Origin of the sequence: Streptomyces sp. 6N223, assembly GCF_052246635.1 — a bacterium.
GTDB lineage: Bacteria > Actinomycetota > Actinomycetes > Streptomycetales > Streptomycetaceae > Streptomyces.
Map to the genome: position 1 here is coordinate 82,701 of NZ_JBQQCA010000013.1, position 19,258 is coordinate 101,958.

A 19,258-nucleotide genomic window follows, 5' to 3' on the forward strand; every position below is an offset into this window, starting at 1 on the left:
GCCGAGGCACGCCGCAAACGCGTCGAAACCGTCGAAGACGAAGACGAGATCTCGCCAGGAGCACGCTTGCCGCATCACCGCAGCCGGGTCGTCTTCCCGGGGGCACCCCGCCGTGCAGGAGGGTTGCCGGCCAGCTAGCCGGGACTTCGCGCTGGCACTCTTGACCTGCTCGTCAAGCTAGCCGACCGCAGAGACTGAGAAAACCTCAGTCCGGAATGTGAGACCCAGTCATCCGCGATGCGGGCAGCAAGCCGTCCCGGCTCTCCACCGCGCGTGCCTGACTGGCTGGGCCTCTCCCCGCTGGCGCATGCTGCGCGCGACCGCATGCGCCAGACCGGCGAGCGCCGGGACGCAATCGCTGATCCCCCGGAGCATGGTCAACCATCGGGCTGGTGGTGCGGTGCGCGCGAGCGGTCAGCGCGCGAGCCGACGGCTGGCGGTGTCCGGAGGGGCGGCTCAGAGGCCGGCGGCAGCCAGACAGGAGGACGCGGTGACACGGCGCAGATCGATGTGTCGGCGCGACGTCAGGCGGGGCAATGGCTGCATATTGCAACTTTCGGGGAGCGCCCCGCGGTTGTCAAGGCTGGTCGGTGACACCCTCGTCTCGCCATGCGGACACGGGATTCCATGGCCGCGCATGGCGGGTTAACGTTCCGGCAGGTCACGAGTGACAGCGACCACGGCCCCGGCCCGCTGTCCGGCAACCCTCCAACCGTGGCGGGGTGCCCCGGGTGATGACCTGGCCGTCGGCAAGCGAGGCCGTCGGCAAGCACGGTCAAGGAGAGAGCTCCGTCATGCCTGTCACCACTGTTTCCGCCTGCCTGCCCGTTCTCGGAGCCGAGGTCCGCGCGCCCCTCGACACCGGCGAAGACGTCCCGTACGCCGCGCTGGACTACGCCGCCAGCGCGCCCGCGCTGCGCGCCGTCTGGGACGAGGTCGCCGCCTTCCTCCCCTCCTACGGCAGCGTGCACCGCGGCGCCGGGTACCTCTCCCGACTCTCCACCGAACTGTTCGAGGAGAGCCGGGCGACGGTCGCGGCGTTCCTCGGCTGCCGTCCCGACGATGCGCTGATCTTCACCCGCTCCACCACCGACTCGCTCAACCTGCTGGCCGGCGCGCTGCCCGAGGGCTGCCAGGTCTTTGTCTTCGCCACCGAGCACCACGCCGCGCTGCTGCCCTGGGACCGGCACGGCCGCGCGGCGGTGACCTGCCTGCCCGCGCCCAGCACGCCGGAGCAGGCCGTCGCCATCCTGCGTGCCGCGCTCGCCCAGGCCGCCCCCGGGCCGAAGCTGCTGTGCGTGACGGGAGCCTCGAATGTCACCGGCGAGCTGTGGCCGGTGGCCGACCTCGCCGCCACGGCGCGCTCGTTCGGGGCGCGAACGGTGCTGGATGCCGCGCAGTTGGCGCCCCACCGCCCGGTGGACATCGCGGCCCTCGGCGTGGACTGGGTGGCGTTGTCCGGGCACAAGCTCTACGCACCCTTCGGTGCCGGCGTGCTGGCCGGGCGGGCCGACTGGCTCAGCCCCGCCGAGCCGTACCTGGCGGGCGGCGGCGCGAGCGCGGTCGTCAGCGCGTCGCCGGATGCCGGGGTCGAGGTCACCTGGCACACCGCGCCGGAGGTGCGGCACGAGGCCGGTTCTCCGAACGTCGTCGGCGCCTACGCCCTCGCCGCCGCCTGCCGAGCCCTGGACGCGGCGGGGTTCCCCGCCCTGGTGGCACGCGAGGAACGCCTGCTGGCCTCCCTCCTGACGGGCCTGGCCGAGACACCCGGCGTGCGGGTGCTCTGGCTGTTCGGCCAGGACGCGCCCCGGGTCGGCGTGGTGTCCTTCGTAGTGGCGGGCTGGGAGAGCGGCGCGCTCGCCCGCGCGCTGTCCGATCGGTACGGCATCGGCGTGCGCGACGGGCTGTTCTGCGCCCACCCGCTGGTACAAGCCCTCCTCGGTGACAGGGCCGAGGACGGAGACGGGGACTGCGACGGGCCGCTGAAGGCCGTCCGGGCGAGCTTCGGCGCAGGCACCCCGGACGAGCACATCGAACGACTGGTGCGCGCGGTCCGCGAACTGGCCGCCGCCGGTCCGCCGGACTGACGCTCCCAGCCGCCCCGGTCGCTCTCCGGGGCGCGAAGGACGCCGTCGGATCGGCCTCCCACTGCTCAGCCATGTCCCCTCCGTGCCCGGCGACCGAGGACCAGCGGCTGCCGCACGGGCTGCCGCCGGCCGTCGAGACCGCTGGGGCTGGTGGGGTGTTCCTCACTCGCGGCGACGGGTTCGGCGGCCCGCCATGGCCGACCACATCGCGATCTCCTGGCACGCTGAGCTGACCCGAGTTTCGATGAGTGTGTGATGTGCCCCGGGTTCGGTGGAGTCGGGTTGCTGGACGATCAGTCATCCGGCGCCTCTGGAGGCCCACATGCCCCGCAGCCACCCGCCCGAGTCCCGCCGCAAGGTCCTCGACCTCGTAGAGTCCGGCCGTCCTGTCGCCGAGGTCGCTCAGCAGCGCATCACCGATCGAGCCAACCCCGTGTCTTTGTTCCCATGTACTGGGTCCCCCTTGGGTTCCCACCCGCGCAAACGTCGCGTCCTCGGTGAACTGTCCATGATCAGGCTGCTGACCTGGGCTTTCTGGCAGCAGCAGGGGTATGAGGCAGCCGCGATGTGTTTATCGCGAGGACAGGCCAGGACAACACCTGACCTGGGAAAACACAGAAACTGATGGTGCCCCCGGCAGGATTCGAACCTGCGCACACGGCTCCGGAGGCCGTTGCTCTATCCCCTGAGCTACGGGGGCGGATGTCGCTTCACGTGACGACGGGTAGAACCCTACCAGCTCGGCAGGGGGGTCCCGCACCGGTGTTTCCGTACGTGGGTGCGGAGGGCGCTACTCCCGGGTAGAGATTCGCGGAATCCCGGACGCGGGGGCGGGAGCGCGCTTACCCTGGCTGTGTGCCAGCCGCTCCCGGCCGGGTCCTAGTCGTTGACGACAGCCAGGTCATCCGGCAGTTGATCAGGGTCAACCTCGAGCTCGACGGTTTCGAGGTCATGACCGCCTCCGATGGCGCGGAGTGTCTGGAGGCGGTGCAGCACTTCCAGCCTGACGTCATCACGCTCGACATCGCCATGCCCCGGCTCGACGGGCTCCGGACCGTGCGTCGGCTGCGGTCGGATCCGCGGGTCGGGCACATTCCGCTGCTGCTGGTCAGCGCCAGCGCCGGGCAGGGGGAGCCGCCGCGAGGGGTCGATGCGGTGCTGGCGAAGCCGTTCGAGCCCGCGCAGCTGGTGTGCCTGGTGCGCCGGCTGTGGGCGGAGGGGCGCACGCCCGCCGTCCGGCTGGCGAAATCGGTGGCGGAGTGAGGCCGCGGCTCTCGTAGGCTTGGCGCGTGACTCCGGCCCAGCTGTCCGATGCCGTGCTGCGCAGCGTGCGCCGCGCGGTCGATGGCGGTGAGCTCGGCGCGGGCGTGGCGGTGGCCGTCCCGGACCGGGTGCCGCTGCGGTCGGCGGGCGGGGGCTGGGCCACGGGCATAGCGCTGCGGTTGGCCGGTCCCGCCGGGCGGAGCGCGCCCGAGGTGGCGGGGGTGCTGCGTACGCGCTTGCTGCGCGAGCCCGGCGTACGCGGCGTGGAGGTCGCCGGCGGGGGGTTCCTCACCATCACGCTGGCGGACGGCTCCGACGCCGCGCTGCTGCGGGAGATCCTCGCCCGGCCGCGCCCGGCGCCGCCGCTGCCCGAGGACCCGGCGCGGGACGCAGCCCGCTGGGCCGAGATCACCGGCGTAAAGGACAAGGGCAAGGACAAGGACCGGGCGGCGTTGCTCGTGCAGCGGGAGTCGAACCCGCTCTTCCTGGTGCGTTACGCCCACGCCCGCAGCCGCGCTCTGGAGCGGGCGGCGGACGCGCTGCGACTGACGCCCGAGCCCGGGGCGTTCCGGGGCGCCTACCCGCACCCCGGGGAGCGGGCCCTGCTGCGGCTGCTCGGCGAGGGCAGGCTCGGGCCCGGGCGGCTCCGGATGACCGCCGACGCGCTGCTGACGGCCGAGCGCGAGCGGCACACGCTGCCGCTCGGCGACGAGAAACCCGGGGCCGTCCACCGCGCCCGGCTCGCCCTCGCCCAGGCGGCCGGGACGGTGCTCGCGGAGGGCCTCCACCAGATGGGCATCAGCGCACCCGACCGTCTCTAGCGCGGACGACCGCCGACAGGCCCGCCGACAGACACAGCCAGATACAGAAGCCAGCAAGAGGTCCCTTTCCATGAGCCGTTCCGCCCACCCGGCCGGGCCCCGGCACGGCGACGTGCTGCCCGAGGGGCACTACACCGCGCCGCCCGCCGACCTGAACGCCCTGGACCCCAAGGTCTGGGCCCGCACCGTCGAACGCCGCCAGGCCGACGGCGTCCTCACCGTCGGCGGCATCGACGTCCGCACGCTCGCCGCCGCCCACGGCACCCCCGCCTACGTCCTGGACGAGGACGACTTCCGCGCCCGCTGCCGCGCCTGGCGCGAGGCGTTCGGCCCGGGCGCCGACGTCTTCTACGCGGGCAAGGCGTTCCTCAGCCGCGCCGTCGTCCGCTGGCTGCACGAGGAGGGGCTGAACCTCGACGTCTGCACGGGCGGGGAGCTGACCACCGCGCTGGCGGGAGGGATGCCCGCCGGGCGTATCGCGATGCACGGGAACAACAAGTCGGAGGCGGAGATCGACCGCGCCGTCGAGGCGGGGGTGGGGCGGATCGTGCTCGACTCCTTCCAGGAGATCGCGCGCGTGGCCCGGGCGGCACGGCGGCACGGCGTACGCCAGCGGGTGCAGGTCCGCGTCACCGTCGGCGTCGAGGCCCACACCCACGAGTTCATCGCCACCGCGCACGAGGACCAGAAGTTCGGCCTCGCCCTCGCCGACGGCACCGCCGCCGAGGCGGTGAGGAAGGTGCTGGCGCACGGCGACAGCCTGGAACTGGTCGGCATCCACTCCCACATCGGCTCGCAGATCTTCGACATGGCCGGCTTCGAGGTCTCCGCCCGCCGCGTCGTCGGCCTGCTGAGCGCGGTGCGCGACGAGCACGGCGTCGAGCTGCCCGAGATCGACCTCGGCGGCGGCCTCGGCATCGCCTACACCTCCGAGGACGACCCGAGCGAGCCGCACGAGATCGCCAAGGCCCTGGGGGACATCGTCGCCCGCGAGTGCGAGGCGGCCGGGCTGGCGCTGCCCCGCCTCTCCGTCGAGCCGGGGCGGGCGATCGCCGGGCCGACGGCGTTCACCCTCTACGAGGTCGGCACCGTCAAGCCGCTGGACGGCCTGCGCACCTACGTCAGCGTCGACGGCGGCATGTCGGACAACATCCGCACCGCGCTGTACGACGCCGAGTACGCCGTGGCGCTGGCGTCCCGCGCCTCCGACGCCCCGCCCGAACTGGTGCGGGTCGTCGGCAGGCACTGCGAGAGCGGCGACATCGTGGTCCGCAACGCCTACCTGCCGGCCGACGTGGTCCCCGGCGACCTGCTGGCCGTGCCCGCCACCGGGGCGTACTGCCGCTCCATGGCCAGCAACTACAACCACACGCCGCGCCCGCCGGTGATCGCGGTCCGGGACGGCGAGGCCCGCGTCATCGTGCGGCGCGAGACGGAGGAGGACCTGCTCCGCCTCGACGTCGGCTGAGTCCCGCCGGGTGGGAGTCAGGGCGTTGTCAGTCGGAGTCCGCATACTGAACGTGCATGGGGCAGCCCGCCGCGCGTGCGTGAGACTTGAGACCGGCCGGTGAGGATTCGGAAAGGCGAGGTGGGATGGTGGTGAGTGCGCGTCCGTTGCAGGTTGCGGTGCTGGGCTGTGGCGTGGTCGGCTCGCAGGTGGTCCGCCTGATGACGACGCACGCCGACGACCTCGCCGCCCGCATCGGCGCCCCGCTCCGCCTCGCCGGCGTGGCCGTGCGCCGCCCCGACAAGCTCCGCGAGGGCATCGACCCCACCCTGGTCACCACCGACGCCGCCGGCCTCGTCACGCGCGGCGACATCGACGTGGTCGTCGAGCTGATCGGCGGGATCGAGCCAGCCCGCACCCTGATCAACGCCGCCCTCGAATCCGGCGCCAGCGTGGTCACCGCGAACAAGGCGCTGCTGGCCGAGGAAGGCCCCACGCTCTACGCCGCCGCCGAGAAACACGGCGCCGACCTCTACTACGAGGCGGCCGTCGCCGGGGCCATCCCGCTGCTGCGCCCGCTGCGCGAGTCCCTGGCCGGCGACAAGGTCAACCGCGTCCTCGGCATCGTCAACGGCACGACTAACTTCATCCTCGACCGGATGGAGTCGACCGGCGCCGGGTATGGCGAGGCGCTGCGCGAGGCGACCGCCCTGGGATACGCCGAGGCCGACCCCACCGCCGACGTGGAGGGCTTCGACGCCGCCGCCAAGGCCGCCATCCTCGCCGGCATCGCCTTCCACACCCGGGTGCGCCTGGAGGAGGTGCACCGCGAGGGCATCACCGAGATCACCGCCGCCGACATCGCCTGCGCCCGCGACATGGGGCGCACGGTGAAGCTGCTGGCCATCTGCGAGCGGGCCGCGGACGGCCGGTCGGTGACGGCTCGCGTCCACCCGGCGATGATCCCGCGGAGCCACCCCCTGGCCTCGGTGCGCGAGGCGTACAACGCGGTCTTCGTCGAGGCCGAGGCCGCCGGCCGGCTGATGTTCTACGGCCCCGGCGCGGGCGGTGTCCCCACCGCCTCGGCGGTGCTGGGCGACCTGGTCGCCGCCAGCCGCAACAAGCGCAGCGGCTCCCAGGGCCCGGGCGAGTCGGCGTACGCCCGGCTCCGGGTCAGCCCCATGGGCGAGGTCGTCACGCGGTACCACATCAGCCTCGACGTGGTCGACAAGCCGGGCGTGCTGGCCCAGTGCGCCACGGTCTTCGCCGACCACGGGGTGTCGATCGACAGCGTGCGCCAGTCCGGCAAGGATGGCGAGGCGTCGCTCGTCGTCGTCACCCACCGGGCCCCCGACGCCGCCCTCGCCGCGACCGTCGGCGCGCTGCGGCGCCTCGACACGGTGCACGGCGTCGCGAGCATCATGCGGGTCGAGGGGGAGTAGGAAGGGAATCGAGAGGGATCGTGGTCATCATGGACGCAGCACGCACCAGCCACCAGTGGCGCGGGGTCATCGAGGAGTACCGCGACCGCCTCCCGGTCACCGAGGACACCCCCGTGGTGACGCTGCGCGAGGGCGGCACGCCGCTGGTGCCCGCGCAGGAGCTCTCCGAGCGCACCGGATGTGAGGTTCATCTCAAGGTCGAGGGCGCCAACCCCACCGGATCCTTCAAGGACCGTGGCATGACGGTGGCGATCTCCCGGGCCAGGCAGGAGGGCGCGCGCGCCGTCATCTGCGCCTCGACGGGCAACACCTCCGCCTCGGCCGCGGCGTACGCCGTGCGCGCGGGCATGGTCTGCGCGGTGCTGGTCCCGCAGGGCAAGATCGCCCTGGGCAAGATGGGGCAGGCGCTCGTCCACGGCTCCCGCATCCTCCAGGTCGACGGGAACTTCGACGACTGCCTCACGCTCGCCCGCCAGCTCGCCGAGAAGTACCCGGTCGCCCTGGTGAACTCGGTGAACCCCTCCCGCATCGAGGGCCAGAAGACCGCGGCCTTCGAGGTCGTCGACATGCTCGGGGACGCCCCCGACATCCACGTGCTCCCGGTGGGGAACGCCGGCAACATCACGGCGTACTGGCGGGGGTACCAGGAGTACGCCGCCGACGGCCCGGCGACCCACACCCCGCGCATGTGGGGGTACCAGGCGTCGGGCGCTGCGCCGATCGTGCGCGGCGAGCCGGTGAAGGACCCGTCCACCATCGCCACCGCCATCCGCATCGGCAACCCCGCCTCCTGGGCCCCGGCCGAGCGCGCCCGGGACGAGTCCGGCGGCCTCATCGACGAGGTGACCGACCGTCAGATCCTGGCGTGCTACCGGCTGCTGGCCGCCCGCGAGGGCGTCTTCGTCGAGCCCGCCTCGGCCGCCTCGGTGGCCGGGCTGCTCAAGGCGGCCGAGCAGGGCCAGCTCGACCCCGGCCAGCGCGTCGTCTGCACGGTCACGGGGAACGGGCTGAAGGATCCCGACTGGGCCGTCGCCGGCGCGCCCCGCCCGGTGACGGTGCCGGTGGACGCCGACGCCGCCGCGGAGCGGCTCGGCCTGGCCTGACCCCCGCCCGGCGACGCCAGACCCCGTCCGATCCCCCCGTATCCGTACTCACCCGGCCACACCGGTCCGCCCTGTATCGCATCAGAACCTTCCTTCGATAGGCTGGTATTCGTTCCGTGGTGTCGCCGCGGCTCCCGGCGGGCTCGCCGTGTCAGTGCCCCGCGAGTCCGGGACCCCACACCGCGCGACGCACGGGGACGCTTCACAGAACTCACAAGGAGAGTCATCGAGCGATGGCCCATCCCGCCTTCCGCGCCGCTGCCGTCCGGGTGCGTACGCCCGCGACCAGCGCCAACCTCGGCCCCGGATTCGACACCCTGGGTCTGGCCCTGGCCCTGTACGACGACGTGGTGGTGCGGGTGGCCGACTCGGGACTGCACATGGACGTCGCGGGCGAGGGCGCCGACACCCTGCCACGCGACGAGACGAACCTGCTGGTCAGGAGCGCGCGAGCGGCGTTCGACGCGCTGGGCGGCCAGCCGCGCGGCCTGGAGTTCGTCTGCGCCAACCGCATTCCGCACGGCCGGGGCCTGGGCTCCTCCGCCTCCGCGATCTGCGCGGGGATCCTGGCGGCCCGCGCGGTGACCACCGGCGGCGACGCCCGGCTCGACGACGCCGCGCTGCTGGAGCTGGCCGCTGATATGGAGGGGCACGCGGACAACGTTGCCGCATGCCTGCTCGGCGGTTTTACGCTGACATGGGAGGAGCCGAGCGCGGCCGACGCGGTGCGGGCGATCAGGCTGGAGCCCGCCGCGACCGTCGTGCCCGTGGTCTTCGTGCCCTCCCGCCCGCTGTCGACGGAGACGGCGCGCGGGCTGCTGCCGCGCAGCGTGCCGCACGCGGACGCGGCGGCGAACGCGGGCCGCGCGGCGCTGCTGGTGGAGGCGCTGACCAGGCGCCCCGAGCTGCTGCTGCCCGCCACCGAGGACCGGCTGCACCAGGACTACCGGGCCCCGGCGATGCCGGAGAGCGTGGACCTGGTCGGCCGGCTGCGGGCGGACGGCGTGCCCGCGGTCATCTCCGGCGCGGGGCCGACGGTGCTCGCGCTGACCGAGGACGGGGAGGCCGACAAGGTCGCCCGGCTCGCCGGGACCGGCTGGACGGCCAACCGGCTGGAGCTGGACCTCGCGGGCGCGTCGGTTCTGCCGCTGGCCGGGTCCGGGTCCGGCCAGTGACGGGCGCGGCGGGCATGGCAGGCGTGGCGGGTATTGCGCGCATGCCGGGCACGCCGGGATGGCGCAGGGCTCTCCGGGGAAGTTCGCTGACGAACGACGAGAGGGGGAATGAAGGCAGGATCCGGTAGTGTTAACCTCAAGTCTGCACGTACCGAATCGACCTCCGACTGGGTACGCAGGGGTCCCGCCCTTTCGGGACCGTCATCTTCTTCCGGGAGCCTCCACTCATCTGCCTGAGCAGCCTGCCTGGTAGCGCCGAGCACGCTCCGGAACCGGTGCGGCGATTCGCGGTCAGCCTCCACGACTCCCCGCACCACCACCTTGAATTGATCTTCCCGTCCCGCATGAGAGCGGGCGGGAACACCGCACCGGCGGGTCCACGCACACAGGACCGCCGCCGGACAGCACGACCGGTCGCCGAGCCAGACAGGCCGACGTCCGCTCCAGGGAAGGACCCTTCGTGAGCGACACCACCGATCTGATGGGCGTGAGTGCCGAGAACGCCGACAAGACTGCCGGTGATGCCACCGCGTCTGCCACGGACGCTCCTGCCGCCAGCGCCGCCCCGCGGCGCCGGCGCTCCGGTACCGGCCTCGAAGGCATGGTCCTGGCTGAGTTGCAGCAGGTCGCCTCGGGGCTTGGGATCAGGGGCACCGCGCGTATGCGCAAGAGCCAGTTGATCGAGGTCATCAAGGAGAAGCAGGCGGGCGTCTCCGGGAGTGCCCCGTCGGGGGCGAAAGCGGACGCGGCGCCGTCCGGCGGTGCCAAGGCGACGGCCGGCGGGGCCGACAAGCCCAAGCGCCGGGCGACCTCCCGGGCCAGGACCGGGGAGGGCGGGGACGAGGCCGCCGCGCGGCAGATCGAGATCCCCGGCCAGGCCGACACCGCGCCCCAGGGGTCCGCGCAGGCCCCCGCGGCCGAGCCGGTGGCGCCCACCGGCGACGCCAGGGCGGACGCGGGCAAGGACGCCGCCAGGGAGACCGCCGGCAAGGGCGAGGGCAAAGGCAAGGGCGACGGCGAGGGCAAGGGCGACGGCGGCCAGCCGGACCGCCAGTCCAAGCGCGAGCGCCGCGGCGGCAAGAGCGGCGGCGGCCAGGGCCAGAGCCAGGGCGGCGGCCAGAACCAGGGCCAGGGCGGCCAGGGCCAGGGCGGTCAGGGCGGCGGCCGGGGCGGCCGCGACGACGACTTCGACGGCGGCCGCCGCGGCCGCCGGGGCCGCTACCGCGACCGCCGCGGGCGGCGCGGCCGCGACGAGATCGCCGAGCCGCAGATCACCGAGGACGACGTGCTGATCCCGGTCGCCGGCATCCTCGACATCCTCGACAACTACGCCTTCGTGCGCACCTCCGGCTACCTCCCGGGCCCCAACGACGTGTACGTCTCGCTCGCCCAGGTCCGCAAGAGCGGCCTGCGCAAGGGCGACCACGTCACCGGCGCGGTCCGGCAGCCCCGCGACGGCGAGCGGCGCGAGAAGTTCAACGCGCTGGTCCGGCTCGACTCGGTCAACGGCATGTCGCCCGAAGCCGGCCGCGGCCGCCCGGAGTTCAACAAGCTGACCCCGCTCTACCCGCAGGATCGGCTGCGCCTGGAGAGCGACCCGGGCGCGCTCACGCCGCGCATCATCGACCTGGTCTCGCCCATCGGCAAGGGCCAGCGCGGGCTGATCGTCTCGCCGCCGAAGGCCGGCAAGACCATGGTCATGCAGGCCATCGCCAACGCCATCACCCGCAACAACCCCGAGTGCCACCTCATGGTCGTCCTCGTCGACGAACGGCCCGAGGAGGTCACCGACATGCAGCGTTCGGTGAAGGGCGAGGTCATCTCCTCGACCTTCGACCGGCCCTCGGAGGACCACACCACCGTCGCCGAGCTCGCCATCGAGCGCGCCAAGCGGCTGGTGGAGCTGGGCCACGACGTGGTGGTGCTGCTGGACTCCATCACCCGCCTGGGCCGCGCCTACAACCTGGCCGCGCCCGCCTCCGGCCGGATCCTCTCCGGCGGTGTGGACTCCGCCGCGCTCTACCCGCCGAAGAAGTTCTTCGGCGCCGCCCGCAACATCGAGGACGGCGGCTCCCTGACGATCCTCGCCACCGCGCTGGTCGAGACCGGCTCGCGGATGGACGAGGTGATCTTCGAGGAGTTCAAGGGCACCGGCAACATGGAGCTCAAGCTCGACCGGAAGCTGTCGGACAAGCGGATCTTCCCGGCCGTGGACGTGGACGCCTCCAGCACCCGCAAGGAGGAGATCCTCATGGGCAGCGAGGAGCTGTCCATCGTCTGGAAGCTCCGCCGGGTGCTGCACGCGCTGGACCAGCAGCAGGCCATCGAGCTGCTGCTGGACAAGATGAAGCAGACGAAGTCGAACGCCGAGTTCCTGCTGCAGATCCAGAAGACCACGCCGACGCCCGGCAACGGCGACTGACGCTCGCCGTCGCCGCCCGCGAGCAAGCGGGGGTGTCCGCCGGACCCGTGGCCGGCGGACATCCCCGCCTCGGCGTTTCGGGGGCCTTGATGCCTCTCGGGAAGCGTCACTCCGACGGTCGGGGCAAAATGAGGTAATGATCCCGATACGCCGGATTGCTCGCCATCGCGAGCGCCTGCTGCGGGCCACCGCGCTGGCCGTGCTCGGCGCGCTGCTCCTCACGGCCGCCGGAGCGTACGCCCTCTACCGCGAGCTCGACGGCAACATCGCCCACGTGGACATCGACGCCGCCCTCGGCACCGACCGGCCCGAGGACACCGACAACGGCTCGCTCGACATCCTCGTGCTCGGCTCCGACTCCCGCTCCGGCCGCAGCGGCGGCGTCTACGGCGGCGCAGGCGCAGGCACGGGCACCGGCGGCGCCGCCCGCTCCGACACCGCCATGATCGTCCACCTGGCCGCCGACCGCTCCGCCGCCACCGTCGTCTCCATCCCCCGCGACACCCTGGTGACCCGCCCCGCCTGCCGCCGCGCCGACGGCACCACCGCGCCCGCCGCCGCCCGCGCCATGTTCAACGACGCCTACCGCGTCGGCGGCCCCGCCTGCGCCGTCCGCACCGTCGAGGCGGTCACCGGCGTGCGCATGGACCACTACGTCGAGATCGACTTCCGCGGCTTCAGGAACCTGATCGACACCCTCGGCGGCGTCGAGATCACCACCACCGAGCCCATCGACGACCCCGACAGCCACCTGACGCTCCCCGCCGGCACCCACACCCTCGACGGGCGGCAGGCCCTGGCCCTCGTCCGCACCCGGAAGGACGTCGGCGACGGCAGCGACCTGGGCCGCATCCGGCTCCAGCACCAGTTCATCCGCGCCCTGGCCGACCAGGTCGGCGGCATCGGGCTGCTCACCAACCCCGCCCGCCTCTACGACCTCGCCGACGCCGCCACCTCCGCCGTCACCACCGACTCCGACCTCGCCTCCGTGAGGAAGCTGACCGACCTCGCCCGCACGCTGCGCGGCATCGACGGCCGCGACCTCCAGCTCGTCACCCTGCCCGTCACCTACGACGCGCGCGACGCCAACCGCGTCGTGCCGCTGCGCGAGCGGGCCGACCAGGTCTGGGCGGCGCTCAGGCGCGACGACCCCGTGCCCAGGGCCGCGATCAAGGGCTCGGCCGCCGCGCGCCACGGCCCCGGCGAGGTCGTCGCCGGGGAGCGGACCGGCCTGGGGGAATAGCGCCTGGCCCCAGCCCGTTTTGGAGGCAGAGCCCCGTGCTGGCACACTGGGGCGTCGGCTCCGGTTCACGGCACGCATCCGGCGTAGCCGACCCGGCGGCCACAGCGATCGAGGAGTTACCCACCGTGAAGCGTGACATTCACCCGGCGTACGTCGAGACGCAGGTCAGCTGCACCTGCGGCGCGTCGTTCACCACCCGCAGCACCGTGACCGAGGGACGCATCCGGGCCGACATCTGCTCGGAGTGCCACCCCTTCTACACCGGCAAGCAGAAGATCCTCGACACCGGCGGCCGCGTGGCCCGCTTCGAGGCCCGCTTCGGCAAGAACGCCGGGTCGTCCCGCAAGTAGCGAACACCCACCGCGCCGGGCCCGGCCGCTCCACCGCGAGCGGGCCGGACCGGCGCTTTTGGCTGTCTCGCGGCCTGCCCACCACCCACACCCTTGTCAGGAGCACCGAAGATGTTCGAGGCGGTCGAGGAACTCATCGGCGAGCACGCCGACCTCGAACGGCGGCTGGCCGACCCCGCCATCCACGCCGACCAGGCGACCGCGCGCCGGCTCTCCCGCCGCTACGCCGAGCTGACGCCCGTCATCACGGCGTACCGCGCCTGGCGGCGCTGCGGCGAGGACATCGACGCCGCCCGCGAACTCGCCGTCGAGGACCCGGAGTTCGCCGCCGAGGTCAAGGAGCTCAGCGCCCGCCGCGAGGAGCTCACCGACGAGCTGCGGCTGCTGCTGGTGCCCCGCGACCCCAACGACGACAAGGACGTCATCCTGGAGATCAAGGCGGGCGAGGGCGGCGAGGAGTCCGCGCTCTTCGCCGGCGACCTGCTGCGCATGTACCTGCGCTACGCCGAGCGCCTCGGCTGGCAGACCGAGATCATCGACGGCAACGAGACCGGCCTCGGCGGCTACAAGGACGTCTCCGTCGCCGTCAAGACACGCGGCACCCCCGCGCCCGGGCAGGGCGTGTGGGCGCGCCTGAAGTTCGAGGGCGGCGTGCACCGCGTGCAGCGCGTCCCCGCCACCGAGTCCCAGGGCCGCATCCACACCTCCGCCGCCGGCGTGCTGGTCATGCCGGAGGCCGAGGACGTCGAGGTCGAGATCAACGCCGCCGACCTGCGCGTCGACGTCTACCGCTCCTCGGGCCCCGGCGGCCAGTCGGTCAACACCACCGACTCCGCCGTGCGCATCACCCACCTCCCCACCGGCATCGTCGTCTCCTGCCAGAACGAGAAGAGCCAGCTCCAGAACAAGGAGCAGGCGCTGCGCATCCTGCGCGCCCGCCTGCTGGCCGCCGCCCAGGAGGAGGCCGACCGCGAGGCGTCCGACGCCCGCCGCAGCCAGGTCCGCACCGTGGACCGCTCCGAGCGCGTACGGACCTACAACTTCCCCGAGAACCGCATCTCCGACCACCGCGTCGGCTTCAAGGCGTACAACCTCGACCAGGTGCTCGACGGCGACCTCGACGCCGTCATCCAGGCCTGCCTGGACGCCGATTCGGCCGCACGGCTCGCTGCGGCGGGCTGAGCGCGGGAGCCGTAAGGTGGGCCACGTGACTGTGTCATCCCGGTCTGAGCCTCCCGAGCCCGCCCCGCCCTCCCGGCGGCCGCGTTCGCTGCTGCTGGCCGAGGTGGCGCGGGCCACCCAGCGCCTGGCCGACGCCGGGGTGCCCTCGCCCCGCTTCGACGCCGAGGAGCTCGCGGCGTACGTCCACGGCACCGACCGCACCCGGTTGCACACCGTCGCCGACGCCGACTTCGACGCCCGCTACTGGGAGGTCGTCGCCCGCCGGGAGGCCCGCGAGCCGCTGCAGCACATCACCGGCCGCGCCTTCTTCCGCTACTTGGAACTGCGCGTCGGCCCCGGCGTCTTCGTCCCCCGACCGGAGACGGAGTCGGTGGTGGGCTGGGCGATAGACGCGGTCCGCGCGATGGACGTCGCCGAGCCGCTCATCGTCGACCTGTGCACCGGCTCGGGCGCCATCGCGCTCGCCCTCGCCCAGGAGGTGCCCAGGGCCACGGTCCACGCCGTCGAGCTGGACGAGCGGGCCCTTAAGTGGGCGCGCGAGAACGCCGAGGGCACCCGCGTGATCCTGCACCACGGCGACGCCCGCACCGCCCTGCCCGAGCTGGGCGGGCAGGTCGACCTGGTGATCTCCAACCCGCCGTACATCCCCCTCGGCGAGTGGGAGCACGTGGCCCCCGAGGCGCGCGACCACGACCCGCAGCTCGCGCTCTTCTCCGGCGAGGACGGCCTGGAGATGATCCGCGGCCTGGAGCGGACCGCGCACCGGCTGCTGCGGCACGGCGGCGTGGTGGTGATCGAGCACGCCGACACCCAGGGCGGCCAGGTGCCCTGGATCTTCACCGAGGACCGGGGCTGGGCCGACGCCGCCGACCACCCCGACCTCAACAACCGACCCCGTTTCGCCACCGCCCGGCGGGTCGCTCGCTGACGGCCCCGGCTCACGGCGTTGACGGACCGCGTGAGAGCGCATGCGCGCAGGAGGAGACGTTCAACCATGGCACGGCGTTACGACTGCACCCAGGAGAGGTCCCGCAAGAACGGCCTGCTGGAGGCAGCCAGGGCGGTCAGGCGCGGCGACCTCGTCGTGCTGCCCACCGACACCGTCTACGGCGTGGGCGCCGACGCGTTCAACAGCACCGCCGTCGGCGACCTGCTGGAGGCCAAGGGCCGCGGCCGGGGCATGCCCTCCCCGGTTCTGGTCGGCTCGCCCAACACCCTGCACGGCCTGGTCACCGACTTCTCGGAGAAGGCGTGGGAGCTGGTGGACGCCTTCTGGCCCGGCGCGCTGACCATCGTCGCCCGGCACCAGCCCTCCCTGACCTGGGACCTCGGCGAGACCCACGGCACGGCCGCGATCCGCATGCCGCTGCACCCCGTCGCCCTGGAACTGCTGAAGGACTTCGGCCCGATGGCCGTCTCCAGCGCCAACCTCACCGGCCACCCGGCGCCCCAGGACTGCGACGCCGCCCAGGAGATGCTCGGCGACGCCGTCGCCGTCTACCTCGACGGCGGGGCCACGCCCGACACGGTGCCCTCCTCGATCGTCGACGTCACCGGCAAGGTTCCGGTGCTGCTGCGCGCCGGCGCGATCAGCGAGGAGGAACTGCGCAAGGTCGTGCCCGATCTGGAGATCGCCCGTTGATACGTCCACTGATACCGGCGATGTCGGCGATGTCAGTGATCCCCGACTCGCCGCCCCGCGAGTTCCGGATCCTGTACGTCAGTACGGGGAACGTCTGCCGCTCGCCCATCACCGAGCGGCTGACCCGGCTGGGGCTGGTCGAACGCCTGGGCGGGCAGATCCCCGGCGCCCCGGGCGTCCCCGGCCTGGTGGTGGAGAGCGCCGGCACCTGGGGGCACGAGGGCGCGCCCATGGAGGCGCACGCCGCGCAGGTGCTGGCCGAGTACGGCGCCGACCCCGGCGGCTTCCACGGCCGGGAGCTGCTGGACGAGCACGTCATCCAGGCCGATCTGGTGCTGACCGCGACCCGCGACCACCGCGCGCAGGTCATCTCCATGGGCCACTCCGCGGGCCTGCGCACCTTCACGCTGAAGGAGTTCACCCGCCTGGTGCGGGCCATCGACGCCACCACGCTCCCGGACGCCACCTCGCCGGAGGCGCTGGTCGAACGCGCCCGCGCGCTGGCCCGCGCCGCCGCGGCGCTGCGCGGCTGGCTGACGGCCCCCAGCGCCGAGGCGGACGAGGTGCCCGACCCCTACGGCTCGCCGATCCCGTACTTCCGCAGCATCGGCGAGGAGATCCGCAACGCCCTGGACCCGGTGATCACCGCGCTCACCGGCGTACCGGCCCGTCGCGGACGTGTGAAGAACCCGTAGCGGCGGCGCGTCTCCTGTGACCTCGTTCTTATCTCGTTCTGATCTCCTTCTGCTCTAGTCACTGATCTAGTCTGAAGAGACAGCCGTTGACCGCCGAGGGGGGCGCAGGCATGGGAAGCGGCATGAGAAGGTGTTGCGCGGTAGACCAGCGAGACCACTGGGGCAGCTTGTGCGCGAATACCTACTGACGCTCTGCGTCGCGGCGGCCGTCACCTATCTGCTGACGGGCCCCGTACGGAAGTTCGCCATCGCCGTCGGCGCGATGCCGCCGATCCGGGACCGCGACGTGCACACCGAGCCGACCCCGCGCCTGGGCGGCATCGCGATGTTCGGCGGGCTGTGCGCCGGGCTGCTGGTCGCCTCCCAACTCACCAACATCGGCGAGGTGTTCAAGCTCTCCGACGAGCCGAGGGCGCTGCTGACGGCGGCCCTGCTGATCTGGCTGATCGGCGTGCTGGACGACAAGTGGGAGTTGGACGCCCTCGTCAAGCTGGGCCTGCAGATGGTCGCCGCCGGCCTGATGGTGCTCCAGGGCCTGACCATCCTGTGGCTGCCGATCCCGACGGTCGGCATGGTCGCCCTCACCCCGCTCCAGGGCACGCTGCTCACGGTCGCGATCGTGGTCATCACCATCAACGCCGTGAACTTCGTCGACGGCCTCGACGGCCTCGCGGCCGGCATGGTCGGCATCGCGGCCTGCGCGTTCTTCCTCTACGCCTACCGCTTCTGGTATGGGTACGGCATCGAGGCCGCCGCGCCCGCCACCCTCTTCGCCGCCGTGCTGGTGGGCATGTGCCTGGGCTTCCTGCCGCACAACCTGCCGCCCGCCCGGATCTTCATGGGCGACTCCGGGTCGATGCTGCTCGGCCTGGTGCTCGCCGCCGGCATGGTCTCCATCACCGGCCAGGTGGACCCCGACCTGGTCATGGGGCTCGCCGGCTCCGAGCGGGAGACGGTGCTCCAGTCCGTGCCGGTCTTCATCCCGCTGCTGCTGCCGGTGACCATCATCGCGGTGCCCTTCGTCGACCTGGTGATGGCGATCGTGCGCCGCACCTGGAACGGCCGCTCGCCCTTCTCCGCCGACCGCGGCCACCTCCACCACCGGCTGCTGGAGATCGGGCACTCGCAGAGCCGCGCCGTGATGATCATGTACTTCTGGTCGGCGCTGATCTCCTTCGGCGTCGTCGGGTACTCCGTGCAGTCCGCCAGCTCCGCCGCCTGGGTCGTGCCGGTGATCGTGGCGCTCAGCGCGGTGGGCCTGGTCATCCTGCTGCTGCCCGCCATCAGCACCCAGGGCCTGGCCTGGGCCGAGCGGCTGCTGCCGCCGCGGTACCGGCGTACGCGCCGGGCCGCCGCCCGGCCCGCCCAGCCCGCCGTCGCACCTCCGGACGCGGCGCGCAACGCCGACGGGCCGGCGGTGAACGGAACGCCGAGGCCCGGCCCCACGCTCGCCGAGCTCCGCGGCGCCACGGCGGTGGGGGAGCGGCGCCGCTTCACGTCGCGCCGGAAGATCGACAGCCGCTCGTGACGCGGGCCCTAGCATGCCGCCACCCGGGCGTCAGCCAGGCGACACGCGGATTACCCCGCAGGTGTGAGGTCCTGCACACGAACTGGGTAAAGACCTCATCAAATAGTTTGTGATAGCGTTCACGTACTCCGGCGCTGTGCCCCCAGCGCCGAACGACATCTTCAATCGTCAACGACGACACGTCCCCAAGCCCGCCGGAGATCTGTACATGCAGTCACACGACGCCCGGATCATCCGAGGCGCCGCGATCTTCGCTGCCGCGGCTGGTGCGCTCGCCGTCGTCATCGGTGCGGTGGCGGCGGGGGCGGACGGCGCGGTGGGCGTCGCTCTCGGCGCGGTGCTCGCGATCGCCTTCTTCGGCCTCGGCCAGCTCGCCCTGATGCGGACGAGCCGCCGCTGGCCCGAGCTCTTCCTCGGCATCGGCTTCCTGGTCTACACCACGCAGATCGGCCTGCTGCTGGTCCTGCTGCTCCTGCTGCGCGACGCCTCCTTCCTCAACGGCCGCGCCTTCGGCGCGGGCGTGCTTGCCGCGGCCGTCGCCTGGCTCGTGGGCCAGACCAGGGCGAGCCTGACCCTCAAGGCCCCGTACGTCGAGCCCGAGCCGAGCGCCCCATCCGCGACCACCGCCCAGGACGGCACCCCATGAGCCCTGTCCGCACGGCTCGTGCCCCCGGCGTGATCGCCGGGGGCGAGGTTCGGCGGGCTGTGGTGGGCTGCTATCGTCCGTCGCCGAGAGCCGCGAACGGCGGTCCCACGCGCGCCGCGCCAGCGCCGACCGGTTCCGTTTCCACTCACCCTGTCCAGTGCCGCTCCGTGGCGTTCGCCGCCACGCCGACACGCGAGGTTGCCGTATTCATG

General features: G+C 72.9%; 17 protein-coding genes, 1 tRNA gene and 2 riboswitches. Of the genes, 16 read left to right on the forward strand and 2 right to left on the reverse strand.

The window, feature by feature from the left end:
- Positions 1 to 57 precede the first annotated feature (57 nt).
- Positions 58 to 166, reverse strand: a riboswitch (SAM riboswitch).
- Between the two features lie 290 nt (positions 167 to 456).
- On the reverse strand, positions 457 to 639 hold the full coding sequence (locus ACTWQH_RS11170; RefSeq protein ID WP_443286282.1) for a putative leader peptide: 183 nt from the start codon (positions 637 to 639) through the stop codon (positions 457 to 459).
- Positions 640 to 659: 20 nt separating this feature from the next.
- Positions 660 to 778: riboswitch (SAM riboswitch) on the forward strand.
- 16 nt (positions 779 to 794) lie between these two features.
- Between ACTWQH_RS11170 and ACTWQH_RS11175 the strand changes: the two genes are divergently transcribed.
- Positions 795 to 2,087, forward strand: a complete 1,293-nt coding sequence (locus ACTWQH_RS11175; protein ID WP_443286283.1) for an aminotransferase class V-fold PLP-dependent enzyme — start codon at positions 795 to 797, stop codon at positions 2,085 to 2,087.
- A gap of 625 nt (positions 2,088 to 2,712) precedes the next feature.
- Here ACTWQH_RS11175 and ACTWQH_RS11180 read toward each other — a convergent pair.
- Positions 2,713 to 2,787, reverse strand: a tRNA-Arg gene (locus ACTWQH_RS11180).
- 155 nt (positions 2,788 to 2,942) lie between these two features.
- Between ACTWQH_RS11180 and ACTWQH_RS11185 the strand changes: the two genes are divergently transcribed.
- The 15 genes from ACTWQH_RS11185 to ACTWQH_RS11255 all read left to right on the forward strand — a co-directional run bounded on the left by ACTWQH_RS11185 (position 2,943) and on the right by ACTWQH_RS11255 (position 19,046).
- On the forward strand, positions 2,943 to 3,350 hold the full coding sequence (locus ACTWQH_RS11185) for a response regulator (protein WP_443286284.1): 408 nt from the start codon (positions 2,943 to 2,945) through the stop codon (positions 3,348 to 3,350).
- A 26-nt stretch (positions 3,351 to 3,376) separates the two neighbouring features.
- Positions 3,377 to 4,171: a DALR anticodon-binding domain-containing protein gene (locus tag ACTWQH_RS11190; protein ID WP_443286285.1), complete on the forward strand. Its 795-nt coding sequence runs from the start codon at positions 3,377 to 3,379 to the stop codon at positions 4,169 to 4,171.
- Positions 4,172 to 4,241: 70 nt separating this feature from the next.
- The gene (gene lysA / locus ACTWQH_RS11195; RefSeq protein ID WP_443286286.1) at positions 4,242 to 5,639 is read left to right on the forward strand and encodes a diaminopimelate decarboxylase; all 1,398 of its coding nucleotides are present in this window, start codon (positions 4,242 to 4,244) and stop codon (positions 5,637 to 5,639) included.
- A gap of 128 nt (positions 5,640 to 5,767) precedes the next feature.
- Positions 5,768 to 7,060, forward strand: coding sequence for a homoserine dehydrogenase (locus ACTWQH_RS11200; RefSeq protein ID WP_443286322.1), 1,293 nt, complete (start codon positions 5,768 to 5,770; stop codon positions 7,058 to 7,060).
- Positions 7,061 to 7,089: 29 nt separating this feature from the next.
- Complete coding sequence (gene thrC, locus ACTWQH_RS11205) at positions 7,090 to 8,163, forward strand: threonine synthase (protein ID WP_443286287.1); 1,074 nt, start codon at positions 7,090 to 7,092, stop codon at positions 8,161 to 8,163.
- Positions 8,164 to 8,396: 233 nt separating this feature from the next.
- Positions 8,397 to 9,338 carry a homoserine kinase gene (thrB, locus tag ACTWQH_RS11210; RefSeq protein ID WP_443286288.1) on the forward strand — a complete coding sequence of 314 codons (942 nt, stop codon included), beginning with the start codon at positions 8,397 to 8,399 and terminating at the stop codon, positions 9,336 to 9,338.
- A gap of 460 nt (positions 9,339 to 9,798) precedes the next feature.
- On the forward strand, positions 9,799 to 11,760 hold the full coding sequence (gene rho, locus ACTWQH_RS11215; RefSeq protein WP_443286289.1) for a transcription termination factor Rho: 1,962 nt from the start codon (positions 9,799 to 9,801) through the stop codon (positions 11,758 to 11,760).
- A gap of 136 nt (positions 11,761 to 11,896) precedes the next feature.
- Positions 11,897 to 13,003: an LCP family protein gene (locus ACTWQH_RS11220; protein ID WP_443286290.1), complete on the forward strand. Its 1,107-nt coding sequence runs from the start codon at positions 11,897 to 11,899 to the stop codon at positions 13,001 to 13,003.
- A 125-nt stretch (positions 13,004 to 13,128) separates the two neighbouring features.
- On the forward strand, positions 13,129 to 13,353 hold the full coding sequence (gene rpmE, locus ACTWQH_RS11225; RefSeq protein ID WP_347585111.1) for a 50S ribosomal protein L31: 225 nt from the start codon (positions 13,129 to 13,131) through the stop codon (positions 13,351 to 13,353).
- A 111-nt stretch (positions 13,354 to 13,464) separates the two neighbouring features.
- On the forward strand, positions 13,465 to 14,535 hold the full coding sequence (prfA, locus tag ACTWQH_RS11230; RefSeq protein ID WP_443286291.1) for a peptide chain release factor 1: 1,071 nt from the start codon (positions 13,465 to 13,467) through the stop codon (positions 14,533 to 14,535).
- A gap of 31 nt (positions 14,536 to 14,566) precedes the next feature.
- Entirely contained in the window at positions 14,567 to 15,463 is an 897-nt protein-coding gene (prmC, locus tag ACTWQH_RS11235) for a peptide chain release factor N(5)-glutamine methyltransferase (protein WP_443286323.1), read from the forward strand.
- A gap of 66 nt (positions 15,464 to 15,529) precedes the next feature.
- Positions 15,530 to 16,177: an L-threonylcarbamoyladenylate synthase gene (locus tag ACTWQH_RS11240; protein WP_443286292.1), complete on the forward strand. Its 648-nt coding sequence runs from the start codon at positions 15,530 to 15,532 to the stop codon at positions 16,175 to 16,177.
- A gap of 20 nt (positions 16,178 to 16,197) precedes the next feature.
- On the forward strand, positions 16,198 to 16,872 hold the full coding sequence (locus ACTWQH_RS11245) for an arsenate reductase/protein-tyrosine-phosphatase family protein (RefSeq protein ID WP_443286293.1): 675 nt from the start codon (positions 16,198 to 16,200) through the stop codon (positions 16,870 to 16,872).
- Positions 16,873 to 17,041: 169 nt separating this feature from the next.
- A complete protein-coding gene (locus ACTWQH_RS11250; protein WP_443286294.1) occupies positions 17,042 to 18,400 on the forward strand; it encodes an MraY family glycosyltransferase in 1,359 nt (452 codons plus the stop codon).
- A gap of 208 nt (positions 18,401 to 18,608) precedes the next feature.
- Complete coding sequence (locus tag ACTWQH_RS11255; RefSeq protein ID WP_443286295.1) at positions 18,609 to 19,046, forward strand: hypothetical protein; 438 nt, start codon at positions 18,609 to 18,611, stop codon at positions 19,044 to 19,046.
- Positions 19,047 to 19,258: the final 212 nt, after the last annotated feature.

What these genes read in the sequence shown, in the direction of transcription:
- lysA (WP_443286286.1), top strand. Translation starts at nt 4,242, where the DNA reads ATGAGCCGTTCCGCCCACCCGGCCGGGCCCCGGCACGGCGACGTGCTG.
- thrC (WP_443286287.1), top strand. Translation starts at nt 7,090, where the DNA reads ATGGACGCAGCACGCACCAGCCACCAGTGGCGCGGGGTCATCGAGGAG.
- ACTWQH_RS11240 (WP_443286292.1), top strand. Translation starts at nt 15,530, where the DNA reads ATGGCACGGCGTTACGACTGCACCCAGGAGAGGTCCCGCAAGAACGGC.
- prfA (WP_443286291.1), top strand. Translation starts at nt 13,465, where the DNA reads ATGTTCGAGGCGGTCGAGGAACTCATCGGCGAGCACGCCGACCTCGAA.
- ACTWQH_RS11170 (WP_443286282.1), bottom strand. Translation starts at nt 639, where the DNA reads ATGCGCGGCCATGGAATCCCGTGTCCGCATGGCGAGACGAGGGTGTCA.
- ACTWQH_RS11255 (WP_443286295.1), top strand. Translation starts at nt 18,609, where the DNA reads ATGCAGTCACACGACGCCCGGATCATCCGAGGCGCCGCGATCTTCGCT.
- thrB (WP_443286288.1), top strand. Translation starts at nt 8,397, where the DNA reads ATGGCCCATCCCGCCTTCCGCGCCGCTGCCGTCCGGGTGCGTACGCCC.
- ACTWQH_RS11220 (WP_443286290.1), top strand. Translation starts at nt 11,897, where the DNA reads ATGATCCCGATACGCCGGATTGCTCGCCATCGCGAGCGCCTGCTGCGG.
- ACTWQH_RS11175 (WP_443286283.1), top strand. Translation starts at nt 795, where the DNA reads ATGCCTGTCACCACTGTTTCCGCCTGCCTGCCCGTTCTCGGAGCCGAG.
- ACTWQH_RS11245 (WP_443286293.1), top strand. Translation starts at nt 16,198, where the DNA reads ATGTCGGCGATGTCAGTGATCCCCGACTCGCCGCCCCGCGAGTTCCGG.